The organism is Paenibacillus sp. KN14-4R (assembly GCF_052180255.1).
Classification (GTDB): Bacteria; Bacillota; Bacilli; order Paenibacillales; family NBRC-103111; genus Paenibacillus_AM.
In genome coordinates, this window is the sequence record NZ_CP197466.1 from 4,225,996 (window position 1) to 4,242,781 (window position 16,786).

Annotated in this window: 16 protein-coding genes and 1 pseudogene; 4 read left to right on the forward strand and 13 right to left on the reverse strand. The window is 41.9% G+C overall.

Annotated features, from left to right (window positions below; genetic code table 11):
- Positions 1-4: 4 nt before the first annotated feature.
- From ACSBOP_RS20730 to ACSBOP_RS20765, 8 genes and pseudogenes are all read right to left on the reverse strand, one after another.
- Complete coding sequence (locus ACSBOP_RS20730; RefSeq protein WP_442602376.1) at positions 5-2,377, reverse strand: S-layer homology domain-containing protein; 2,373 nt, start codon at positions 2,375-2,377, stop codon at positions 5-7.
- Positions 2,378-2,560: 183 nt separating this feature from the next.
- Positions 2,561-2,875: an ArsR/SmtB family transcription factor gene (locus ACSBOP_RS20735; protein WP_442602377.1), complete on the reverse strand. Its 315-nt coding sequence runs from the start codon at positions 2,873-2,875 to the stop codon at positions 2,561-2,563.
- Positions 2,876-2,877: 2 nt separating this feature from the next.
- Positions 2,878-3,300, reverse strand: a complete 423-nt coding sequence (locus tag ACSBOP_RS20740; protein ID WP_442602378.1) for an SRPBCC family protein — start codon at positions 3,298-3,300, stop codon at positions 2,878-2,880.
- Between the two features lie 117 nt (positions 3,301-3,417).
- Entirely contained in the window at positions 3,418-4,101 is a 684-nt protein-coding gene (locus ACSBOP_RS20745) for a YdeI/OmpD-associated family protein (RefSeq protein WP_442602379.1), read from the reverse strand.
- 160 nt (positions 4,102-4,261) lie between these two features.
- Positions 4,262-5,128 carry a M15 family metallopeptidase gene (locus ACSBOP_RS20750; RefSeq protein WP_442602380.1) on the reverse strand — a complete coding sequence of 289 codons (867 nt, stop codon included), beginning with the start codon at positions 5,126-5,128 and terminating at the stop codon, positions 4,262-4,264.
- An 82-nt stretch (positions 5,129-5,210) separates the two neighbouring features.
- Positions 5,211-6,306 (reverse strand): annotated as a pseudogene (locus ACSBOP_RS20755) (ATP-binding protein).
- Positions 6,299-6,994: a response regulator transcription factor gene (locus ACSBOP_RS20760; RefSeq protein ID WP_442602381.1), complete on the reverse strand. Its 696-nt coding sequence runs from the start codon at positions 6,992-6,994 to the stop codon at positions 6,299-6,301. The pseudogene ACSBOP_RS20755 and the gene ACSBOP_RS20760 overlap by 8 nt, the downstream one beginning before the upstream one ends.
- Positions 6,995-7,007: 13 nt before the next feature.
- Entirely contained in the window at positions 7,008-7,595 is a 588-nt protein-coding gene (locus tag ACSBOP_RS20765) for an NAD(P)H-dependent oxidoreductase (RefSeq protein WP_442602382.1), read from the reverse strand.
- 137 nt (positions 7,596-7,732) lie between these two features.
- On the opposite strand from ACSBOP_RS20765, the gene ACSBOP_RS20770 reads away from it, so the two are divergent.
- A complete protein-coding gene (locus ACSBOP_RS20770; protein WP_442602383.1) occupies positions 7,733-8,158 on the forward strand; it encodes a MarR family winged helix-turn-helix transcriptional regulator in 426 nt (141 codons plus the stop codon).
- A 65-nt stretch (positions 8,159-8,223) separates the two neighbouring features.
- On the opposite strand, the gene ACSBOP_RS20775 is transcribed toward ACSBOP_RS20770, so the two are convergent.
- From ACSBOP_RS20775 to ACSBOP_RS20790, 4 genes are all read right to left on the reverse strand, one after another.
- Positions 8,224-8,997, reverse strand: a complete 774-nt coding sequence (locus ACSBOP_RS20775) for a DUF4179 domain-containing protein (RefSeq protein ID WP_442602384.1) — start codon at positions 8,995-8,997, stop codon at positions 8,224-8,226.
- Complete coding sequence (locus ACSBOP_RS20780; RefSeq protein ID WP_442602385.1) at positions 8,990-9,565, reverse strand: sigma-70 family RNA polymerase sigma factor; 576 nt, start codon at positions 9,563-9,565, stop codon at positions 8,990-8,992. Before ACSBOP_RS20780 ends, ACSBOP_RS20775 begins: the two co-directional genes overlap by 8 nt.
- Before the next feature lie 169 nt (positions 9,566-9,734).
- Positions 9,735-10,436: a lysoplasmalogenase gene (locus tag ACSBOP_RS20785; RefSeq protein ID WP_442602386.1), complete on the reverse strand. Its 702-nt coding sequence runs from the start codon at positions 10,434-10,436 to the stop codon at positions 9,735-9,737.
- A 158-nt stretch (positions 10,437-10,594) separates the two neighbouring features.
- On the reverse strand, positions 10,595-10,861 hold the full coding sequence (locus ACSBOP_RS20790) for an MmcQ/YjbR family DNA-binding protein (protein WP_442604548.1): 267 nt from the start codon (positions 10,859-10,861) through the stop codon (positions 10,595-10,597).
- Positions 10,862-11,108: 247 nt separating this feature from the next.
- On the opposite strand from ACSBOP_RS20790, the gene ACSBOP_RS20795 reads away from it, so the two are divergent.
- The 3 genes from ACSBOP_RS20795 to ACSBOP_RS20805 all read left to right on the forward strand — a co-directional run bounded on the left by ACSBOP_RS20795 (position 11,109) and on the right by ACSBOP_RS20805 (position 15,843).
- Positions 11,109-11,420 carry an ArsR/SmtB family transcription factor gene (locus ACSBOP_RS20795; protein ID WP_442604549.1) on the forward strand — a complete coding sequence of 104 codons (312 nt, stop codon included), beginning with the start codon at positions 11,109-11,111 and terminating at the stop codon, positions 11,418-11,420.
- 79 nt (positions 11,421-11,499) lie between these two features.
- Positions 11,500-12,654 carry an MFS transporter gene (locus ACSBOP_RS20800; protein ID WP_442604550.1) on the forward strand — a complete coding sequence of 385 codons (1,155 nt, stop codon included), beginning with the start codon at positions 11,500-11,502 and terminating at the stop codon, positions 12,652-12,654.
- A 24-nt stretch (positions 12,655-12,678) separates the two neighbouring features.
- Positions 12,679-15,843, forward strand: a complete 3,165-nt coding sequence (locus ACSBOP_RS20805; protein ID WP_442602387.1) for an ATP-binding protein — start codon at positions 12,679-12,681, stop codon at positions 15,841-15,843.
- Between the two features lie 62 nt (positions 15,844-15,905).
- Here the strand turns inward: ACSBOP_RS20805 and ACSBOP_RS20810 are convergent, their stop codons facing one another.
- Positions 15,906-16,691: an SDR family NAD(P)-dependent oxidoreductase gene (locus ACSBOP_RS20810; RefSeq protein WP_442602388.1), complete on the reverse strand. Its 786-nt coding sequence runs from the start codon at positions 16,689-16,691 to the stop codon at positions 15,906-15,908.
- Positions 16,692-16,786: the final 95 nt, after the last annotated feature.

Consider the following 16,786-nt stretch of genomic DNA (forward strand, 5'->3'; position numbering starts at 1 on the left):
GCTGCTATTTGCTCAATTGCTGCATCAAATTCATAATAATCGTGATCGCTTCCGCTCTCGTTGTCGTACCACTTGGCTCGAACTTGTTGCCATCACGACCCTTGATAATTGCTGCTTGTTGAATTGCGGCTACTGCACCTCTCGCCCATGATTCAATGTCGTCGTCATCAGCAAAGTTTGTTGGAACAACAGAACTGTTATCGACATGAATACCATATGCCCTAGCAATCATAACAGCCAGCTCCATCCGCGAGATTTCCTTGTTAGGAAGGAAGTTACCGTCACTATAGCCGGTTACAATACCTGCTTCAACAGATTGTGCGACTGCTTTCTTCGCCCACTCTCCAATGTTCTGAGCATCTGCAAAGTTTAATTGTGCACCTAGACCTTTAGGCTTTAACGCATTCATCAGCATAACTGCGAAATCTTGGCGTGTAACGATACCATCCGGCTGGAATGAACCATCGGCATAGCCCTTCACTATACCTTGCTGCACAGCTTGTTTGATCTTGTCTTCTGCCCAGTGTCCAGTGATGTCGGAGAAAATAGTCCCCTCTTCTACCTTGATTTCTTGATTAACGACGAGTACAGCGAATTTTGTAAAATGATCCACTTCCCCCGTGATCATATTACCTTTCACCTGCGCACCTGTAATTTCAATCGACTTCTTAGCTGTTTCATCGTAATAGAAAAGTCCTGCGCGCTGTTTCTCTTGGATCAAAGATGGATTAAATTTCATCGTGATTTGGACAAGCTTTTTAAAATTTTCAATGCGGTTTTTCAATAGCTCAAACACAGAACTGGCAAGCACTTCACCTTGTTTAGTCAAACTTGACGTGTCTTTGAGTTGATCGACTGTAATTTGCAGGGATTGAGCTGCTGCACCTTCTGGAATGATAACTATTAATGCATCGCCAATTACAAGTTGCCCTGCTTTTCCTGCTGGGATCACTATTTGACCACTAGTTGTTGATGGAGATGGTGTTGGTGTCGTTGGTGCAGGGTTAGAAATCCCCCCGCCAGATGAACCACCTGATGAGCCGCCATCGTTATTGTTTCCATTATTGCCACCGCTTGAAGCCGCAGCACGCGTTACAATGATCGTATAGGACTTCGTTGTTTTACCATCTTCTGCTGTCACGATTACCGGAAGCGTGTTACTACCTTCTTTGAGCACTATACTAGTACTTGGTTTACCACTTGCTTCTGATTTCCCACCGATTGTAAGTTTTGCATGATCGTCTGTCGCAGTTGCAGTAACCTGCACACTGGAGACGGCATTCGCAACACTTGCTGTGTATTCAGTCTTGTTAGCTGCAAAATCAGGGCTTAACTTACCGCTGGAGAGTGTAAGTCCGCTTAGTGTCGCATCCGTGCTTAATGGCGCTTTACGATTTACCGTAATTGTATAGGGTTTGGCGTCTCCAAGTTGTGGGATCACTTGAACTGTAATCGTATTACTTCCTTCATTCAGAGGTACATCAATCGTATCCTTACCTGACGAGTATGCTTGTCCATTCACTTTAACCTGAGATGTCTTATCTAATGCTTCAGCCTTTACAGCGATCTGTACTACAGAGCTTGGAACCTTCACCGTATACGATGTCGTACTTGGGCTAAACGCAGGACTTAATTCACCAGCTGATATTTCTAATAAGGAAAGGGTAGTAGAGAATTCATAAGCCTTCGTTGAATCATAGATTTCCGTTGTTCCTGAATACAACTTAACGGGTACTTGGGATAAGTCTTCTGGCTTGTCCAACTTGATATCAAATTGAACTACACCATTTTTTGTATAGTATGCATATCCTCCATTAACAAGACGCTGCTCATAATTGATTGACGATTTAGAATCATTATCATAAAGAGTAACGTTATTAGGTACCCCAATACTTACATCTGTACCATCAGCTACCGCTTGTCCACTTGCGTCATTTAGCTTATATGTTGCACGTACAAATGGTGTGGGGGTTCCGGAAAGATCATTAAATTTGACTACTTCCGATTTTACAAATTGCGCTTTCGCTGCAGGTTTAGAAGGCTTGGGATTCGACTGGTTTAAATCTACAGTCACCGAACTGCTAGAGTTGAAACCATAATAAGAAGGAACCCAACTCACAGTGCCATCACTTACATAAGCGCCAACAATGACCCGATTAGGATCGGTTTTTATCTTAATTTCGCCACTTTTCTGATTACCCGAATCATTAGCTTCAATGCCATCCGCATAGCGAACAAATATCTTCTCCTTAGGAGCAAGGGTGCCCGTCATATAAAATGTCACTTCACTAACATTCCTCCCCACACATGCACTGAGCAGCAATACAAACACCAACATCGTTCCAAGAATACGTAAACTGTTTACTGTATGTTTCATCCTCTACTTCCCTTCCATTGTCATACGACTTTTATAAAGACCTATTTCTCATCCTATCAATCATGCAATCCCTCTCCTAGTGAGTATTGTCATCACTTTGTCATGTGACATTTTTCTATAATTTGTTAGTTCATACGACAAAAAAGCCGAGATCATGCGAACATGACACTCGGCTTCCTTTATTTATATTTCGGTATCAGACTCCACCAAATCTTTAAGCGCAATCAGATGCTTGGACCAATATTGTTCGAAAAAGGATACCCAATCCTTCATCTTGGCAAGCGGTTCTGGCACCAATCTGTACCTCGTTTCCCGTCCGACCTTCGTACTTCTAACAAGCCCTGCTTCTGCAAGTACAGCCAGATGCTTATTAATTGCCGTTCGGCTTATTGAAAAATGCTGCGTCATCGCTGCGATCGACAGCTCTTGATCAGCAAGCAGTTCAAGCAGCTTCCGACGAGTCGGGTCAGCGATGGCTTGAAATACATCGTGCTCCAAGACTATGCCTCGATATAAGCGGATAGGCTTTCATTCACAATCTTCACCCATCCGCCATCCATCATGCCGCGAACAACGGAATGAGGTTGACCGAACTCTGTCACTTTCTCAGCATCCCAACCGGAGTGAATCAGCGTGAACTCGGTTTTATCAGCGATCTGCTTCAATTCAAATGTCAGGTGCCAGTCCTTACCCCAATCAAACCCAACACGATTCGGAGGGTCGAGTTCTGTTATTTTACAAGGCGAATCGCCGAATGGTCCTGCATGAAGAATGAACTCTTTTCCCAAAATAGCTTCAAACGTACTTGGCATCCACCAGCACGCAATCCCTTCTGCTGTGGATACGGCTTTCCATACTTTATCAATCGATGCGTTTAGTAGAATGGTTTGACGAATTTCTGGTAATGTCCCTTGTTGCTGCATCACGATACCTCCAAAAATATTATTATAACACGAAAAGGTGTTACTTTATATTATAACACCATTAGGTGTTATTTTAACGACTTTTGAAAGAATGTATGCAGGGAAATTATGTATGAGTTAGGCTTGATCCTTGCGATAAAGTTCTCGGCTCTTATAACCCGCTTGGAGAATCATCCTCATTTCCTCGCGGCGACTGGCTTTGGTCGCTTCTTGCTTGGCACTATACACATAACGTGCCCAGTCTTTGCGATACCCAGGGGTCAGGGATTGATAAATAGCCAGCAGCTCTGGCGTATCCGCCAAATCCTGTTCCACACTTGGAATTAACTCGATGTAATCATCTACACATTGACTCGGTTTGGACGAAGGTTTGTCTAGCTTTGCTTTCGCCTTCGCGTCCTCTTTAAGGCCAACAACCGTAAAGACATCATCCAAACCGACCATTCGAGCAAATTTAATACTGCTTGTCCCGATGTATCCATTCTCGTCGCTACCTAGCCCCTCTAGCAACTCATCACGATGAATAAATGTAGGATAAACTTTGTTTCCTTTTTTCGGATAAGCCGCAAAGAGGTAACCATTAGGCTTCAGATGATGTTGTTCAATCACTCCATTCACAAGAGACTTCAGTGAATCCATATCTAGTACAAAAGCAAATATAAGATCATACGCACCACGATCCTTAAGCGCCGTATCATAACCATTAAGCTCTACCAAATAATCGCTTCCTTCAGGTTCACTCAAAACAGCGACTTGTTCATATTTATGTAAATTTAGTTTTTCTACTATCGATTTAGACATATGATCTTCATCTCCTACACATAATTAGACGCTTCATCTAAGCTTAGATGTATGTTTATTATAGCCACAAAAACATCTGGAATAAATAAAAGACACCTCGCATGAAAGGTAGCATTCGCCTTTGTACGAGGTGTAATAAGAATACCATAATTTACATATATCATAGAGCGACTGTCACAATAACACCGTCCATATTGTTGCCCGAAATCTCGATCTGACCCTTGCTCGGCACCTGAATTGTCGTGTTACTGGTAATCCGGTGATAAGCGATTTCGTATTTCTTGCCCCCAACCGTACTCGAGATGGTCTTTTGTTCTTTCAGGAAATCCAAATATTCTTCCAAAGATAAATTCTTTTGCCGCATGATCATGCTATGTGGCAATCCCACGTAGCGAAAATGCCAGGGCTCATGCTGAATGCCCGTTATGTCCGTTTTATCTTCGGGATAGCGTAAAATAAAACCATAGGTCCAAGCATTTTTTGTCAGCCACTTTCCTTCAGGCGCTTGGCTCATTTTCTTTTGGGAAGATCCAATATCAAGGGATAAACCTACGTTATGTTCGCTGTAACCCGCTGGCATCGCATAATCAGCACCCATTGTTTGATAAAGCTTACTTTGCTCTTTGCTGTCTCGGTAACCACTGCTTATTAAAAAGTGATTAACCCCTTCTTTTCCGGCATCCTGAATCATCGTTGAAAAGACTTGTGCCACACTTTTAGACAACTTTATCGAGTTATCCAGCAAACCATACCCAGTTAACAAATTCTTATTATGGATCAGATCGACCACATCCGATTTAATACCCGCTTGATGTACAGGAAAGTTCTTATTAACCAGTATTAGATTTCCTTCGTAAATTTGATCTTTTTCCACTTTTATCGTTCGATCATTACTTTGGGAAGATTTCTCTATAGTGGTGTAGTCTTCTTTACCTTGACCCTTGTTTTCGATTTTCTGTTGCAGTTGAAAAGCTTGATAGCCTAGTACCAAAAATAGAACGACAAGCAAAAAAAACCACTTCTTCATTGTTAGTGTCCTCCTTAACCTTACATGCATTCAGGATAAGGAAAACTTTTTAAAAAGAAGTGGTGCAAACTTAAAATTTTTCTTAAATTTTTAAATCATGTGGTAAACGCACTTCAAATAACGTACGAATCAAACTGCTTTGGACAGAAATCATACCGATGTTGCTCCACAATATTTTTCGCAATAAACAAACCAAGGCCCGTACTCCCACCCTGATGCGTTCGAGCTTGATCCCCGGTATAAAACATATCAAAGAGATGGGGTAACTCTTCCTCAGGAATGCAATCCCCATAATTGATGACTTGAACCACCACATCACCTGCATCTAGATGGCAATTGATATCTACAAACTGGCCGTCTTTTCCATAGCGGATAGCATTCGTCAGGAGATTCTCAAATACACGCGCCAACAACTCCCCATCTCCCGAAATACCCGAGTGTGGAGTGATATTCAATCTAGCTACCAAGTGATTTTTCTCAAAAACCGGATATAATTCTTCATTTAATTGGATGAGAAGTTCACTAAGATCGATTTGTTTTTTTTCAATGGTAAGCATTCCGTAGTTCATTCTAGTGATTTCAAATAGTTCATCAATGAGCTTCTCTAGGCGCTGCGACTTGGTAAAAGCAATGGTCGTATAATGCTTAATTTGTTCCGGAGTCAATTGATCATCCTGAAGAATAAAATCTAAATAACCTAGAACAGAAGTCAGCGGCGTTCGCAAATCGTGCGCTAAATTTAAGATTAATTGATCCTTACTGCTTTCTGCAAAATCGCCTCTTTCAACCGCCCTTTGCAGCTTTTCACTTGCCATATTGATGTCTTCCGCAATGTCCTTAAACTCGTCATTGGATTTAATTTGAATGCGGCTTTCAAAATCGCCATTGGCAAGCCGATGAATACCCGTCGATATTTCATTAAAATAAGCTGCATAAGGCTTCGTAAGGAAAAAGAAAAACAAAATCGCAAGCGGAATGAAAATGATCAAGAAGAAGTTAAAATCACCAAAATCATTTATCCAATAGCGAACCTTAGCTAACGGATCTTCAAACCGGACGCCTACATAGTACAGTTGAAGAACTTTATAGAGCAAGAAGGTGACACTACCCGACAACAGCATACTTAACCCTAATAATACGATCATTTTTGATCGAAAGCTTCGCATCAATCTAGCCATTGAATGTATATCCCACCCCCCAGACGGTTTTGATTAATTTATTTTTATTGTTATCTTCACCCAATTTTTTTCGTAACGTGCGGATATGTACCATGACCGTATTTCCACTCTCATAGTAGGCTTCCCCCCACACTTGTTGGAAAATGTTTTCCGCACTAAAGACTTTCTTAGCATGAGCCGCTAAAAGATATAAAATATCAAACTCTTTTGGCGTTAACTCGATCTGTTGACCATATAACATGACGGTCCGTTGATCCGGATCAATGGTCAATCCTCCCGTCTCCAATACAGACTTGTTTTCCATTGAGGGTTGATTAAGCCGCATGGATCGCCGCAGCTGTGCATTTACCCGAGCGACCAACTCCATAGGGTTAAACGGCTTGGTCATGTAATCGTCCGCCCCCATCACAAGCCCCGTTATCTTATCCAAGTCAGATGATTTAGCACTTAAAAAAATAATCGGCATATGATATTGCTCTCGAATTTGACGGGTCACTTCATGACCATCTAGCTTGGGCATCATGATATCTAATATCGCCAAATCAATCGATTGCGATTGAATCGCATGAATAGCTTCTTTGCCATCCGATACTTTGATCAGATGGTAGCCCTCTTTTTCTAAATGCAAAGCAACCAAGTCCGCAATCTCAGCTTCATCATCCGCAATTAAAATCGTGGTGCGCTTCATCCATCTCCCACTCCTAAGTCTGAATCTTCTTGAAATATTGATAAATTCGATTTAATTTCTTTGCATGCTTCCCATTCGGATTCTCCATGTTCCCAAACTCGAAAAACTTCACGTTTCTTATACCCACATATTGAAATACAGCTTTTTTCATTAATACTTGATGTACATTGTACAACCAGTATAACAGATAATGGGTCGGTCCTTTCATCGTTGAAACACAAACAACGGAGCGTCCCTTCAAAAGTCCTTCTGGAAATAGCCCACCCTTATCTTTATACGCGAATCCAGAAGCAAACATTTGATCGATAAAGCCCAAAAGCATAGCAGGAGGCCGCCCCCACCAGATCGGATATACAAAAACGATTTTATCCGCCCATTTTATTTGTTCACGATACTTTTCTAGTTGAGGGTCTATGTACATGTCACGTCTGCGTTTTGTTTTATTAAATGTCAAAATGGGGTTAAACTCTTCTTCATACAAATCCAATACCTGAATCTCTTCAATATGAGGGTTCTCGCTGCTGCCTTCAATGACTTTTTGCAAAAATGCATAGTTCAGGCTCTGATGATTAGGATGTGTATAAATAATTAACAAATTCATCGTATCACTCCATTACTTATCATTTGATAACAAGATTATAATATTCACCTATTTTATTGTCAAATGATAATTATATAATGATAATTGTTTTATGATAATAATTTTGATACGATAACAAGCAAGAGGGGGGTTAACACGTGAATAAACATGCTTTATTTCAAAAATTTGTCCAGTTTACTGCTTCTATGCATCAGGTAGTCAATGATATGACCAAAGATGTGAAACCTGATGGTATTACAGCCGTTCAATATAGCATACTTGAATACATTGCGACCAGTCAGCCCATTACCCTTAGCCAAATTAGTGAATGTCTACATATATCCATGCCAAACACGAGCCGTGAATTAAAAAAACTAAGCGAGAAAAACCTACTTGAAAAATTGGATGCTGCCGAAGATCGACGCAAGCAATATATCTGCCTTTCCACAGCAGGACAAACCATGATGGACAAAGCATTCGAACAAATCGAAGGCAATTTTTTGCAACGCATCAAGGACGCTTCCGATCAAGATCTAGAGGAAATGGACCATGCTTTGGATGTGCTTTATCAGAAACTTGATTAATTCGCGACAAAAAAACGTGGAAACCCTGAGGTGTCCACGTTTTTCATAGGAATTTTATGCACGGATTACTTGGCGCCAGGAGTTGATGCCTTCGGTTGGTTAATTGGAAGTTGGCCTTTCCAGCTTCCCTTCGTTCCGCCGATGCGATTCACATTGACTTGCAGCACCATCTCTTGCGGCAGCTTTTTACCATCCGTCACGAACGCGATCAACCCCTCTGGCTTACCTTGGTCGGCGATCCCTGTATTTAGTTTGTTACCTTTGGAGTCCGTAAGGTAGAATGGCAGATTATCAGCGTTTGCAGTACCGAAAAAGTTCAATACATTAAAGCCCTCCTGACCAGGTACGTTATAGGTAGGACTCGTGGTCTGCTTTCCATTTTCCTTGCCGTCAGTACGCATAGTCAAACCTTGGGTATCAAATTCATACGGTACTAACGTTCCATCTGATTTTTCAACTTGGTAATGCACAAGTACTTTGGAATCTACTACATACACCTCTTTGAAATGAAATGTTATACCCTGATCTGTAATTTTGTAATCGATCGGAACAGTGAGTCCATCCGCTGCTGCTTGTTTGACTTGGTCGTTCACCAGTTCGTTCAGATTCTCTTTGTTTTGGCTAAAGTAAGAGTTGTTAAGCGCGTATGCACCTGTCGGGATCAGAACAGCAGCTGCTATGCTGAAAGCTAATATTTTTTTCTTAAATTTCATTTGAGTATTCTCCTTTTGGGCGTGAAATTGTTTAAAGTTTTGCCGAATCCGTTGATCCAGCTCATTCGGAATTTGAATCTCCTCGACATATTTCGTCAATGCTTCGTTTAAATTTGGTTTAGACATTTTTTAAAACAACCTCCTGCACCAGATGAGTACCGAATCTTTGTCGAATTTGCTTCAGCGCCAGACTATTTCGTGACTTGACTGTGCCGACGGGTATACGAAGCAACTCAGCGATTTCGTCGTTGCTGTAGTCGTAGTAATACTTGTATAAGACTACAACACGCAATTTATAAGGCAGCTTGCCTATAAAATTCAGCAATTTCTGCTGTACCTCGCTTTGGATCAGCAACTCATCCGGAAGCTCCGGAGGACGATGCTCTTGATTCATGTCATGCTTTTGCAATAAGCGGAACCTCCGCCACACTTGCCTGCGCCAACTGCTAATTTGATTCATGACGATTCCATTCACCCAATACATAAAGGGACGCGAGCGGTCAAAGGTCGGGAGCGATCTGAACATCTGGCAATAAACTTCGTTCACAATGTCATTGACATCTTCCTTATTGCGAATCAGCATCGTCACCGTGCCATACACTTTCTTCTTCGTTAAATCGTATATGACCTCAAATGCCGCCTGATCTCCTTCAATCAGTCGATCTATCCATAAACTCAATTCCTGATCATTCATCTGGGGGGCCCTCCAAACTGTATATACACCCTTTATTGGCTCCATCATGAAAAATGGTTCAATTTTTTTATAAGTACTTTAATTATATCGAAAAAAAAGGCACAGCCTCCTCAAAAAATTGAGGAACTGTACCTTTTTAATATTAGATGGACTTTTTCAGCGGCCTCGTTCAGATCAGTTCGCTCTGCTGTACGATGCGCTTCTTCGATAGTCTCTTGTTAGTAAATACACTAGATATGCTCCCCGCGATCAGGAGCTGTGCGGCGAAATAAGTCAACATGATCCAAAGACCAGAAGCCGGCACAGCTCCGACGAATTTATTCCATGCCAAGATCGAGTCTGATGCAACGAACAAAAGCGCACCCATGACTGCATGCCCATTGCGACTCAAAAGCGCTGACCAGCACATGACGGAAATGATGCTCAAATAGATCACGACCGGTAACCACAAGCCACTCTGCCCTTCACCGCTCATGATACCATCGTACAACTTCGAACCAACAAACCATGAATAGATTCCAATCGGAACGATACCTAACATCGTTATAATTGAAATTCGCCACCTTGTGAGCATAGCTGCAATATAGAATAGGTGACCCACCATAAAGGATAATAATCCGAGCATAAACCAACGGTCCCCTACGTTTAATAGGAACGCATCGCCCAAAATGCTAAACACAAGTCCAATAACAACTAATGCTTTATACTTGCGCGAACGATCTGCAGGCTCAGAACGAAGTGCGAGTACAATAATGAACAGCATGGGCAGCAGCTTGAAAACCCAGTGAAGCGCGGTGCTATCCAGAGAAAGCGTAGCTAAATGAGTGAGTCCTGTCACCAGAATAGCAAAAATTAGCCATCTTTGAGCCATGGTCATATCCCCCTATAAAATCGATTCGACCTACATTTATCCATTTATTCCCATTATAGTTAACCTTATTATACCTTCTAATCTGCTTCATTCCAATACAAAATGAATGCGCTTTCTACAGTTTCCACAAGCAATAAAAAAGGCACCTCTATAGGCGCCTATGCTAACTTCTCCCGCTCCGCTTTGGTCAATCCTTTTACAACAAGACGATACGAATGATCGATCATGGATTTCAATTCTTCCTCCGGCACATCGCCATCCGCCTTAACCGTATTCCAATGCCGCTTATTGAGATGGTAACCCGGTGTAACGGAGGCATACTGCATACGCAGCAAATCTGCCATCTCTGGCTCACATTTAAGGGAGATATGAACACCGCCCTCTCTTTCCGCTAATATGGCGAACATCTTTCCACCAACTTTCATAACTAATGGCTCTGGACCGAATGGGTAATCTTCTTGCACCCCTTTATGCGATAAGCAGTATTGCGTCCATTTTATAATCAACTCATGCACCCCTTTTTTCACAATGATCTGACGGACAACCTTTATGTATAAATATTCGCTAAATAGGGTCGTTCTCCTCCAAATTCAGTAAGGAAGGAGCATGGGCAAGAGGATGAATCGTTTTTATTATATTTACAAATCTATAAAAGTAGATATAATAACCTTTATGGAACCTTTATTGATATATAAAGCTTTGTCTAACCAAACCCGTAGTCAAATTATGCTGTGGTTAAAGAATCCCGAACAATTTTTTGATGAAAAGCCCTATTTACAACAAGGTCTCAATTTTCGAATTGGTGTATGCGTGGGGGATATTCAAGCTAAAGCGGGACTTGCACAGTCTGTGATCTCAAGTTATTTGCTGACCATGCAAAAAGCTGGTTTGTTGGAATCTGAGCGAATTGGCAAGTGGACATACTATCGTCGGAACGAAAAGACCATACAGGAATTTTACACGTTTATCCAACAGAAACTATAGATAAGAGAGGAGGTCTTTTTTTGGTAATTCATATCTAGATTTCTGTATATATAAATATAATTGGAGGCTTACAATGAACATGAAAAAGGTTAACCCTTTTCTAATTATTATTCTAGCTTTAGGCGTATTCAGCATTATTACAACGGAAATGGGTATTATCGGTGTTCTCCCCCAGATCACTCAAAAATTTCATATATCAACTTCACAGGCCGGATGGCTTGTAAGTATATTTGCCTTAGTGGTTGCCATTTCAGGTCCATTCCTGACATTACTCACCTCGGGTATTAATCGTAAAATCGTTCTATTAACCGCTGTGCTTATGTTTGCGATCTCAAATATGGTTTATGCATATACAACCCAATTTGAAGTGATGTTTATCTTCCGTATTCTCCCCGCTCTATTTCATCCCGTCTTTTTTTCGGTTGCTCTCGTCACCGCAGCCAAACTTGTCCCTCCGGAAAAAAGCAGCAAAGCCGTCACGAAGGTTTTTGCTGGGATCACAGTCGGGTTTGCCTTTGGTGTACCCTTGACTTCCTATCTCGCTGACAAAATTTCGTTAGAAGCCGCTTTCCTATTTGGAGCTCTTGTAAGCTTAATTGCCTTTGTTGGGATACTGGCTTGGCTTCCTTCCTTGCCTGTTAAAGAAAAAATGTCTTATGGCAAGCAGCTTGGTATCTTGCGCAAACCCCAATTGTGGTTAAATATCGTGACCGTTATTTTTATCTTTGCAGCGATGTTTTCTGTGTACAGCTACTTTGCTGATTATCTGGGACAGATCACGCATATGAACGGGTCCTGGATTAGCATCCTATTGATGGCCTTTGGTATCATCATGATTTTTGGCAATTTTGTATTCGGGAGCTTTTTGCATAAAAACATGACCAAGACCGTCATCATGTTCCCTCTGCTATATGCGGTTATCTACTTACTCGTTTATTGTCTGGGTTCTTACTTCATTCCGATGATTGTTATCGTAATCATTTGGGGAGCCGTGCATTCCGGCGGGCTCATTGTCAGTCAAACATGGCTAACGACAGAGGCAAAAGAAGCACCCGAGTTCGGCAACAGTTTATTTGTCTCATTTTCCAATCTTGGAATTACGATCGGGACTTCTATTGGTGGTTGGTTTATTTCTCACTTGGGCCTACATCAACTCATCTGGAGCGGAATCCTCTTTTCACTGCTTGCTGTCTTATTCATCCTGATAAAAATTAAAATTTCCAAAGGAATATAGGCTGTTTATGTTGAAGTTGTTGGTATGATGCGACTAAAAAATAAAACTACTTCTAAAAATATAGCCATAATTATCTTGTTTATCAGCGTTCTCCTCGGACTACGTTGGGCTTGGGCCGAAACATTTGCCGCTTCAAAATACCCTCATGTTGACCATGGGGTACTAGACATGCGAGGTTGGGACTTAAATAACTCCCCTTCCATCCCTTTAAAAGGTGAGTGGCAATTCTATCCTGAAAAATTCGTTTCTCATCCGGATACGCAGTTGGCAGAAAACCAATCCCGCGATATTCAGGTTCCTGGAGATTGGGGCAGTGCACTAAACAATGACTCAGGCTTCTCGTATGGATATGGTACGTATCGACTACGTATCCTAGTTGATCCGCTGGAGCAGCCTGTTGCATTTTGGTTTAAAGGCATACAAGCCTCGTCAGCAGTGGAAATTAACGGGGTGGCAACGGGCGGTTTTGGCAATCCTTCCGCAAATAGTAGTGGGTACAAGCCCAAGAGCATCTCTTACACAAACTCCTACTTTGTAGAAGGTACGACAGAGATTGAATTACTTATTCGAGTAGCCAACTTCGACGATCCTTTCTATGGTGGTATCCAGCACACCATCCGCTTCGGCTCTCAGGCAGCGATTGACTACGTCCGTTGGTACTCGATCGGGTTTCAAATGGTTACATTTATTATTTTGCTGCTTCATGGTATGTATGCTTGTATCCTCTACTTATTTAATCGTCAACGAGCTTTCCTCGATGTCGTTCTGTTAATACTAGCGGTCGGAGTATCGGTCGTAGCAGGTCATGATAACTTGCTCTTGTTATGGTTACCACTCAATTATACATGGGGGATCAAGATCAAATTGCTCTCTCTTTTGTGGCAAACTTTTCTATTACTTCTTGTTTTCAGGAGATTCTCTTTGCTTCCTCCAAAGAACAGATGGATACGTGTGTACACCGTGGTGCTTATTCTTTACTCTGTATTCATACTGGTTGCGGGCGCTCCAATGGTGAATGCAACGGTTGATTTACGTCTATTTTCTTTATTCTATTTATTTCCATTTATTTGGTTCGTTTATATAGTCGGAACCATGATCTTCAGAAGGCATTCTGACAAAGATATTGTCTTCTTGCTGCTATCCGCAGCAGGCATCATATCTAACCTTCTCTGGAGTCTATGGGATTCTCTTAGAGAGGTTACCGTTGTTTATTATCCCATCGATATCCTTGCAGCCATTATTGGTTACTCGACTTACTGGTTTAAAAAATACTTCCGACATTCCAGTGAAAATACCAAACTAAACGAGCAGTTAAAAGAAGCCGACAAGCTGAAGGACCAATTTCTAGCCAATACTTCACACGAACTGCGAACACCCTTGCACGGCATTATGAATATTGCTCAGACCGTTGTCGACAAAGAGAAAGACAAGTTAAATGAGAAAAGCCTGAAAGATATGGAACTGCTTATCACAATAAGCCGCCGTATGTCTCATATGCTTGGCGATCTTCTCGATGTCGCACGACTTAAGGAACACCGCATTGTGCTGCAGCAGGAGCCCTTAAAAATCCAATCAATCGTTCCCGGCGTCATCGGGATGCTTAAATTTATGATAGAGGGCAAGCCTGTCGGGTTAAAAATAAATATTCCAGAGTCGTTGCCACCGGTATGGGCTGATGAAAAAAGACTGGTGCAAATTCTGTATAACTTATTGCATAACGCACTTAAATACACGGAAAAAGGAACAATTTCGGTTTCTGCCGAGTCTCGGAATGGACAAGCCATCATCCATATCTCCGACACCGGGGTCGGCATGAATGAGGAGACACAGGCGCGAGTGTTTCTCCCTTACGAACAAGGGTCTTACGGAATAAGCGATGGAAGAGGAATCGGGCTAGGTTTGAGCATATGCAAGCAGTTGGTAGAATTGCACGGCGGTACATTAACCGTTCGCTCCAAACTGGGTAAGGGCTCCGTATTCAGTTTTGAACTACCGTTAGCTAACGTGTCGGATATCCCACTGTCACACCCACATCTTCATCACAATCAGATAACAGAAGGAACGGATGAGAAGCACGCTGGATTAATTTATCCAGACACCGCAATGGGTGAAATAGCAGCCTCCGTACTTATTCCGCCGCTTCTGGATGACAAGAAGATGAACATACTTGCCGTTGATGACGACCCCGTCAACCTAAATGTGCTCGTTGGGATCCTTTCGACGGAACCTTATAACATAACAACAGCTACTTCAGCCTTCGAGGTGCTGGAGCTGCTAGGCAATGAGCGATGGGATCTTCTGATTGCCGATGTCATGATGCCACACATGTCCGGCTACGAGTTGACGCAAAGAGTAAGGGAGCATTACTCCGTATCAGAACTTCCGGTATTGCTGCTGACTGCGCGTAGTCAGCCTGCTGATATCTACACTGGATTCTCGTCAGGAGCCAATGATTACATGACCAAACCTGTAGACGCTCTTGAACTCAAATACCGAATCCGAGCACTGATCACGTTGAAGCAATCGATAAATGAACGCTTGCGCATGGAGGCCGCCTATTTACAGGCACAGATTCATCCTCATTTTCTATTTAACACGCTTAATTCAATTATGGCACTCAGTGATATAGACACGGAAAAAATGCAAGATATGGGGGATGCTTTTGCCTCATTTTTAAGGATTAGCTTTGATTTTCTAAATACAGGGGAACTAGTCGAGCTTTCTCATGAACTGGAGCTTTCCAAAGCCTACTTGTATATTGAAAAAGAACGGTTCGGAGATAGGCTGTCTATCGTATGGGAGGTTGATCCCGGCATTAACTTGCTCATCCCTCCACTTTCGATTCAACCATTGATTGAAAATGCTGTTAAGCACGGTCTCCTGAGTCAGAATAAAGGTGGTACGGTTCATATTCGGATTACTCGCCACGACGGATTTACGCGAATTGAAGTCATGGATAATGGCAAGGGAATAGAGCAGGACAAGGTCTTGCAGCTGCTAAGCCCAACCATAAATGGAAAAGGTGGAATCGGCTTTGCCAATACGAACCGGCGATTGATGCAATTATATGGTCAGGGATTGTCTATTGTTAGTAAGCCTAATGAGGGAACAACCGTATCGTTTGTTATCCCAGACAACCGAAATAAACAGAATGTGAATGTCGGTCAAGACAAACCAAAAGAGGCATGAATAAATGCCTCTTTTCCATCCATCACGAAATTTCCAAACTCGGTTACAATAACCTCAAGGAACTATTGGTTTTTTGTTATGTTCGCATTTTCTCTGTACCTCGTCACATATGGATAAATCGGATCTCTTAATTGGAAGTCATACGTTTCACCATTCACAATTCCTACAACTTTGCTACTGTCATATAAATCGAGCAAGAAACCGGCCATTTGCTCCGCTGTATGGTATTTAGGGACAACACCATTATATTCAAAATGATCAACATTATAGGACCGTTTTGCAAATTCGGTCTCTGTTGCACTCGGAGCCAAGACTTTTGCTTGCATGGCTGCTCCTTTTCCTTTCAATTCTTGTGCTAGACCTTCTGTAAAGGCACTTACATAGAACTTTGTCGCGCAGTAGGTCACAGCATCGGCAACAATTAGATATCCTCCTCCTGAGGAAACATTGATGATTTGCGTTCCTTCAACATCTGCATAGTCACGTACATAGAGAGAGGACAGGACAGTTAATGCTTCAATATTCAAGTGAAGCATCGTCTCAATTTTCTTTAAATTTTGTTCCCCAACGGAAGCAAAGTTCCCAAACCCCGCGTTGTTGATCCAGGTCTCGATCTGATAATCCTGAAGACTTTCGTAGAATTCATGAATATTTGCAGTAACGGATAAGTCAACGGTTCGAATGATAACATCGAGGTCTGCGTTAATGTCAGCCACTTTTGATTTTAACTTTTCCAATTCTTCCGTTCTACGGGCTGCTAGGATTAAATTTTTTCCGCGAGCCGCAAAAGCAAGAGCTGTTTCATACCCAATTCCTGAACTGGCACCCGTAATAACCGTATATTTCATATAGATACCTCCTGAATTTTTTCAATATCTTTTGTTGTGATTAAGGTTATGAGTTGATTATACTGATTAGAGTAAACTCTAAGTCAAGAAAAAAG

Coding starts and splice junctions, on each gene's coding strand:
- ACSBOP_RS20730 (WP_442602376.1), bottom strand. CDS start 2,377: ATGAAACATACAGTAAACAGTTTACGTATTCTTGGAACGATGTTGGTG.
- ACSBOP_RS20740 (WP_442602378.1), bottom strand. CDS start 3,300: ATGCAGCAACAAGGGACATTACCAGAAATTCGTCAAACCATTCTACTA.
- ACSBOP_RS20745 (WP_442602379.1), bottom strand. CDS start 4,101: ATGTCTAAATCGATAGTAGAAAAACTAAATTTACATAAATATGAACAA.
- ACSBOP_RS20750 (WP_442602380.1), bottom strand. CDS start 5,128: ATGAAGAAGTGGTTTTTTTTGCTTGTCGTTCTATTTTTGGTACTAGGC.
- ACSBOP_RS20760 (WP_442602381.1), bottom strand. CDS start 6,994: ATGAAGCGCACCACGATTTTAATTGCGGATGATGAAGCTGAGATTGCG.
- ACSBOP_RS20765 (WP_442602382.1), bottom strand. CDS start 7,595: ATGAATTTGTTAATTATTTATACACATCCTAATCATCAGAGCCTGAAC.
- ACSBOP_RS20775 (WP_442602384.1), bottom strand. CDS start 8,997: ATGTCTAAACCAAATTTAAACGAAGCATTGACGAAATATGTCGAGGAG.
- ACSBOP_RS20780 (WP_442602385.1), bottom strand. CDS start 9,565: ATGAATGATCAGGAATTGAGTTTATGGATAGATCGACTGATTGAAGGA.
- ACSBOP_RS20785 (WP_442602386.1), bottom strand. CDS start 10,436: ATGGCTCAAAGATGGCTAATTTTTGCTATTCTGGTGACAGGACTCACT.
- ACSBOP_RS20790 (WP_442604548.1), bottom strand. CDS start 10,861: ATGAAAGTTGGTGGAAAGATGTTCGCCATATTAGCGGAAAGAGAGGGC.
- ACSBOP_RS20795 (WP_442604549.1), top strand. CDS start 11,109: ATGGAACCTTTATTGATATATAAAGCTTTGTCTAACCAAACCCGTAGT.
- ACSBOP_RS20800 (WP_442604550.1), top strand. CDS start 11,500: ATGAAAAAGGTTAACCCTTTTCTAATTATTATTCTAGCTTTAGGCGTA.
- ACSBOP_RS20805 (WP_442602387.1), top strand. CDS start 12,679: ATGATGCGACTAAAAAATAAAACTACTTCTAAAAATATAGCCATAATT.
- ACSBOP_RS20810 (WP_442602388.1), bottom strand. CDS start 16,691: ATGAAATATACGGTTATTACGGGTGCCAGTTCAGGAATTGGGTATGAA.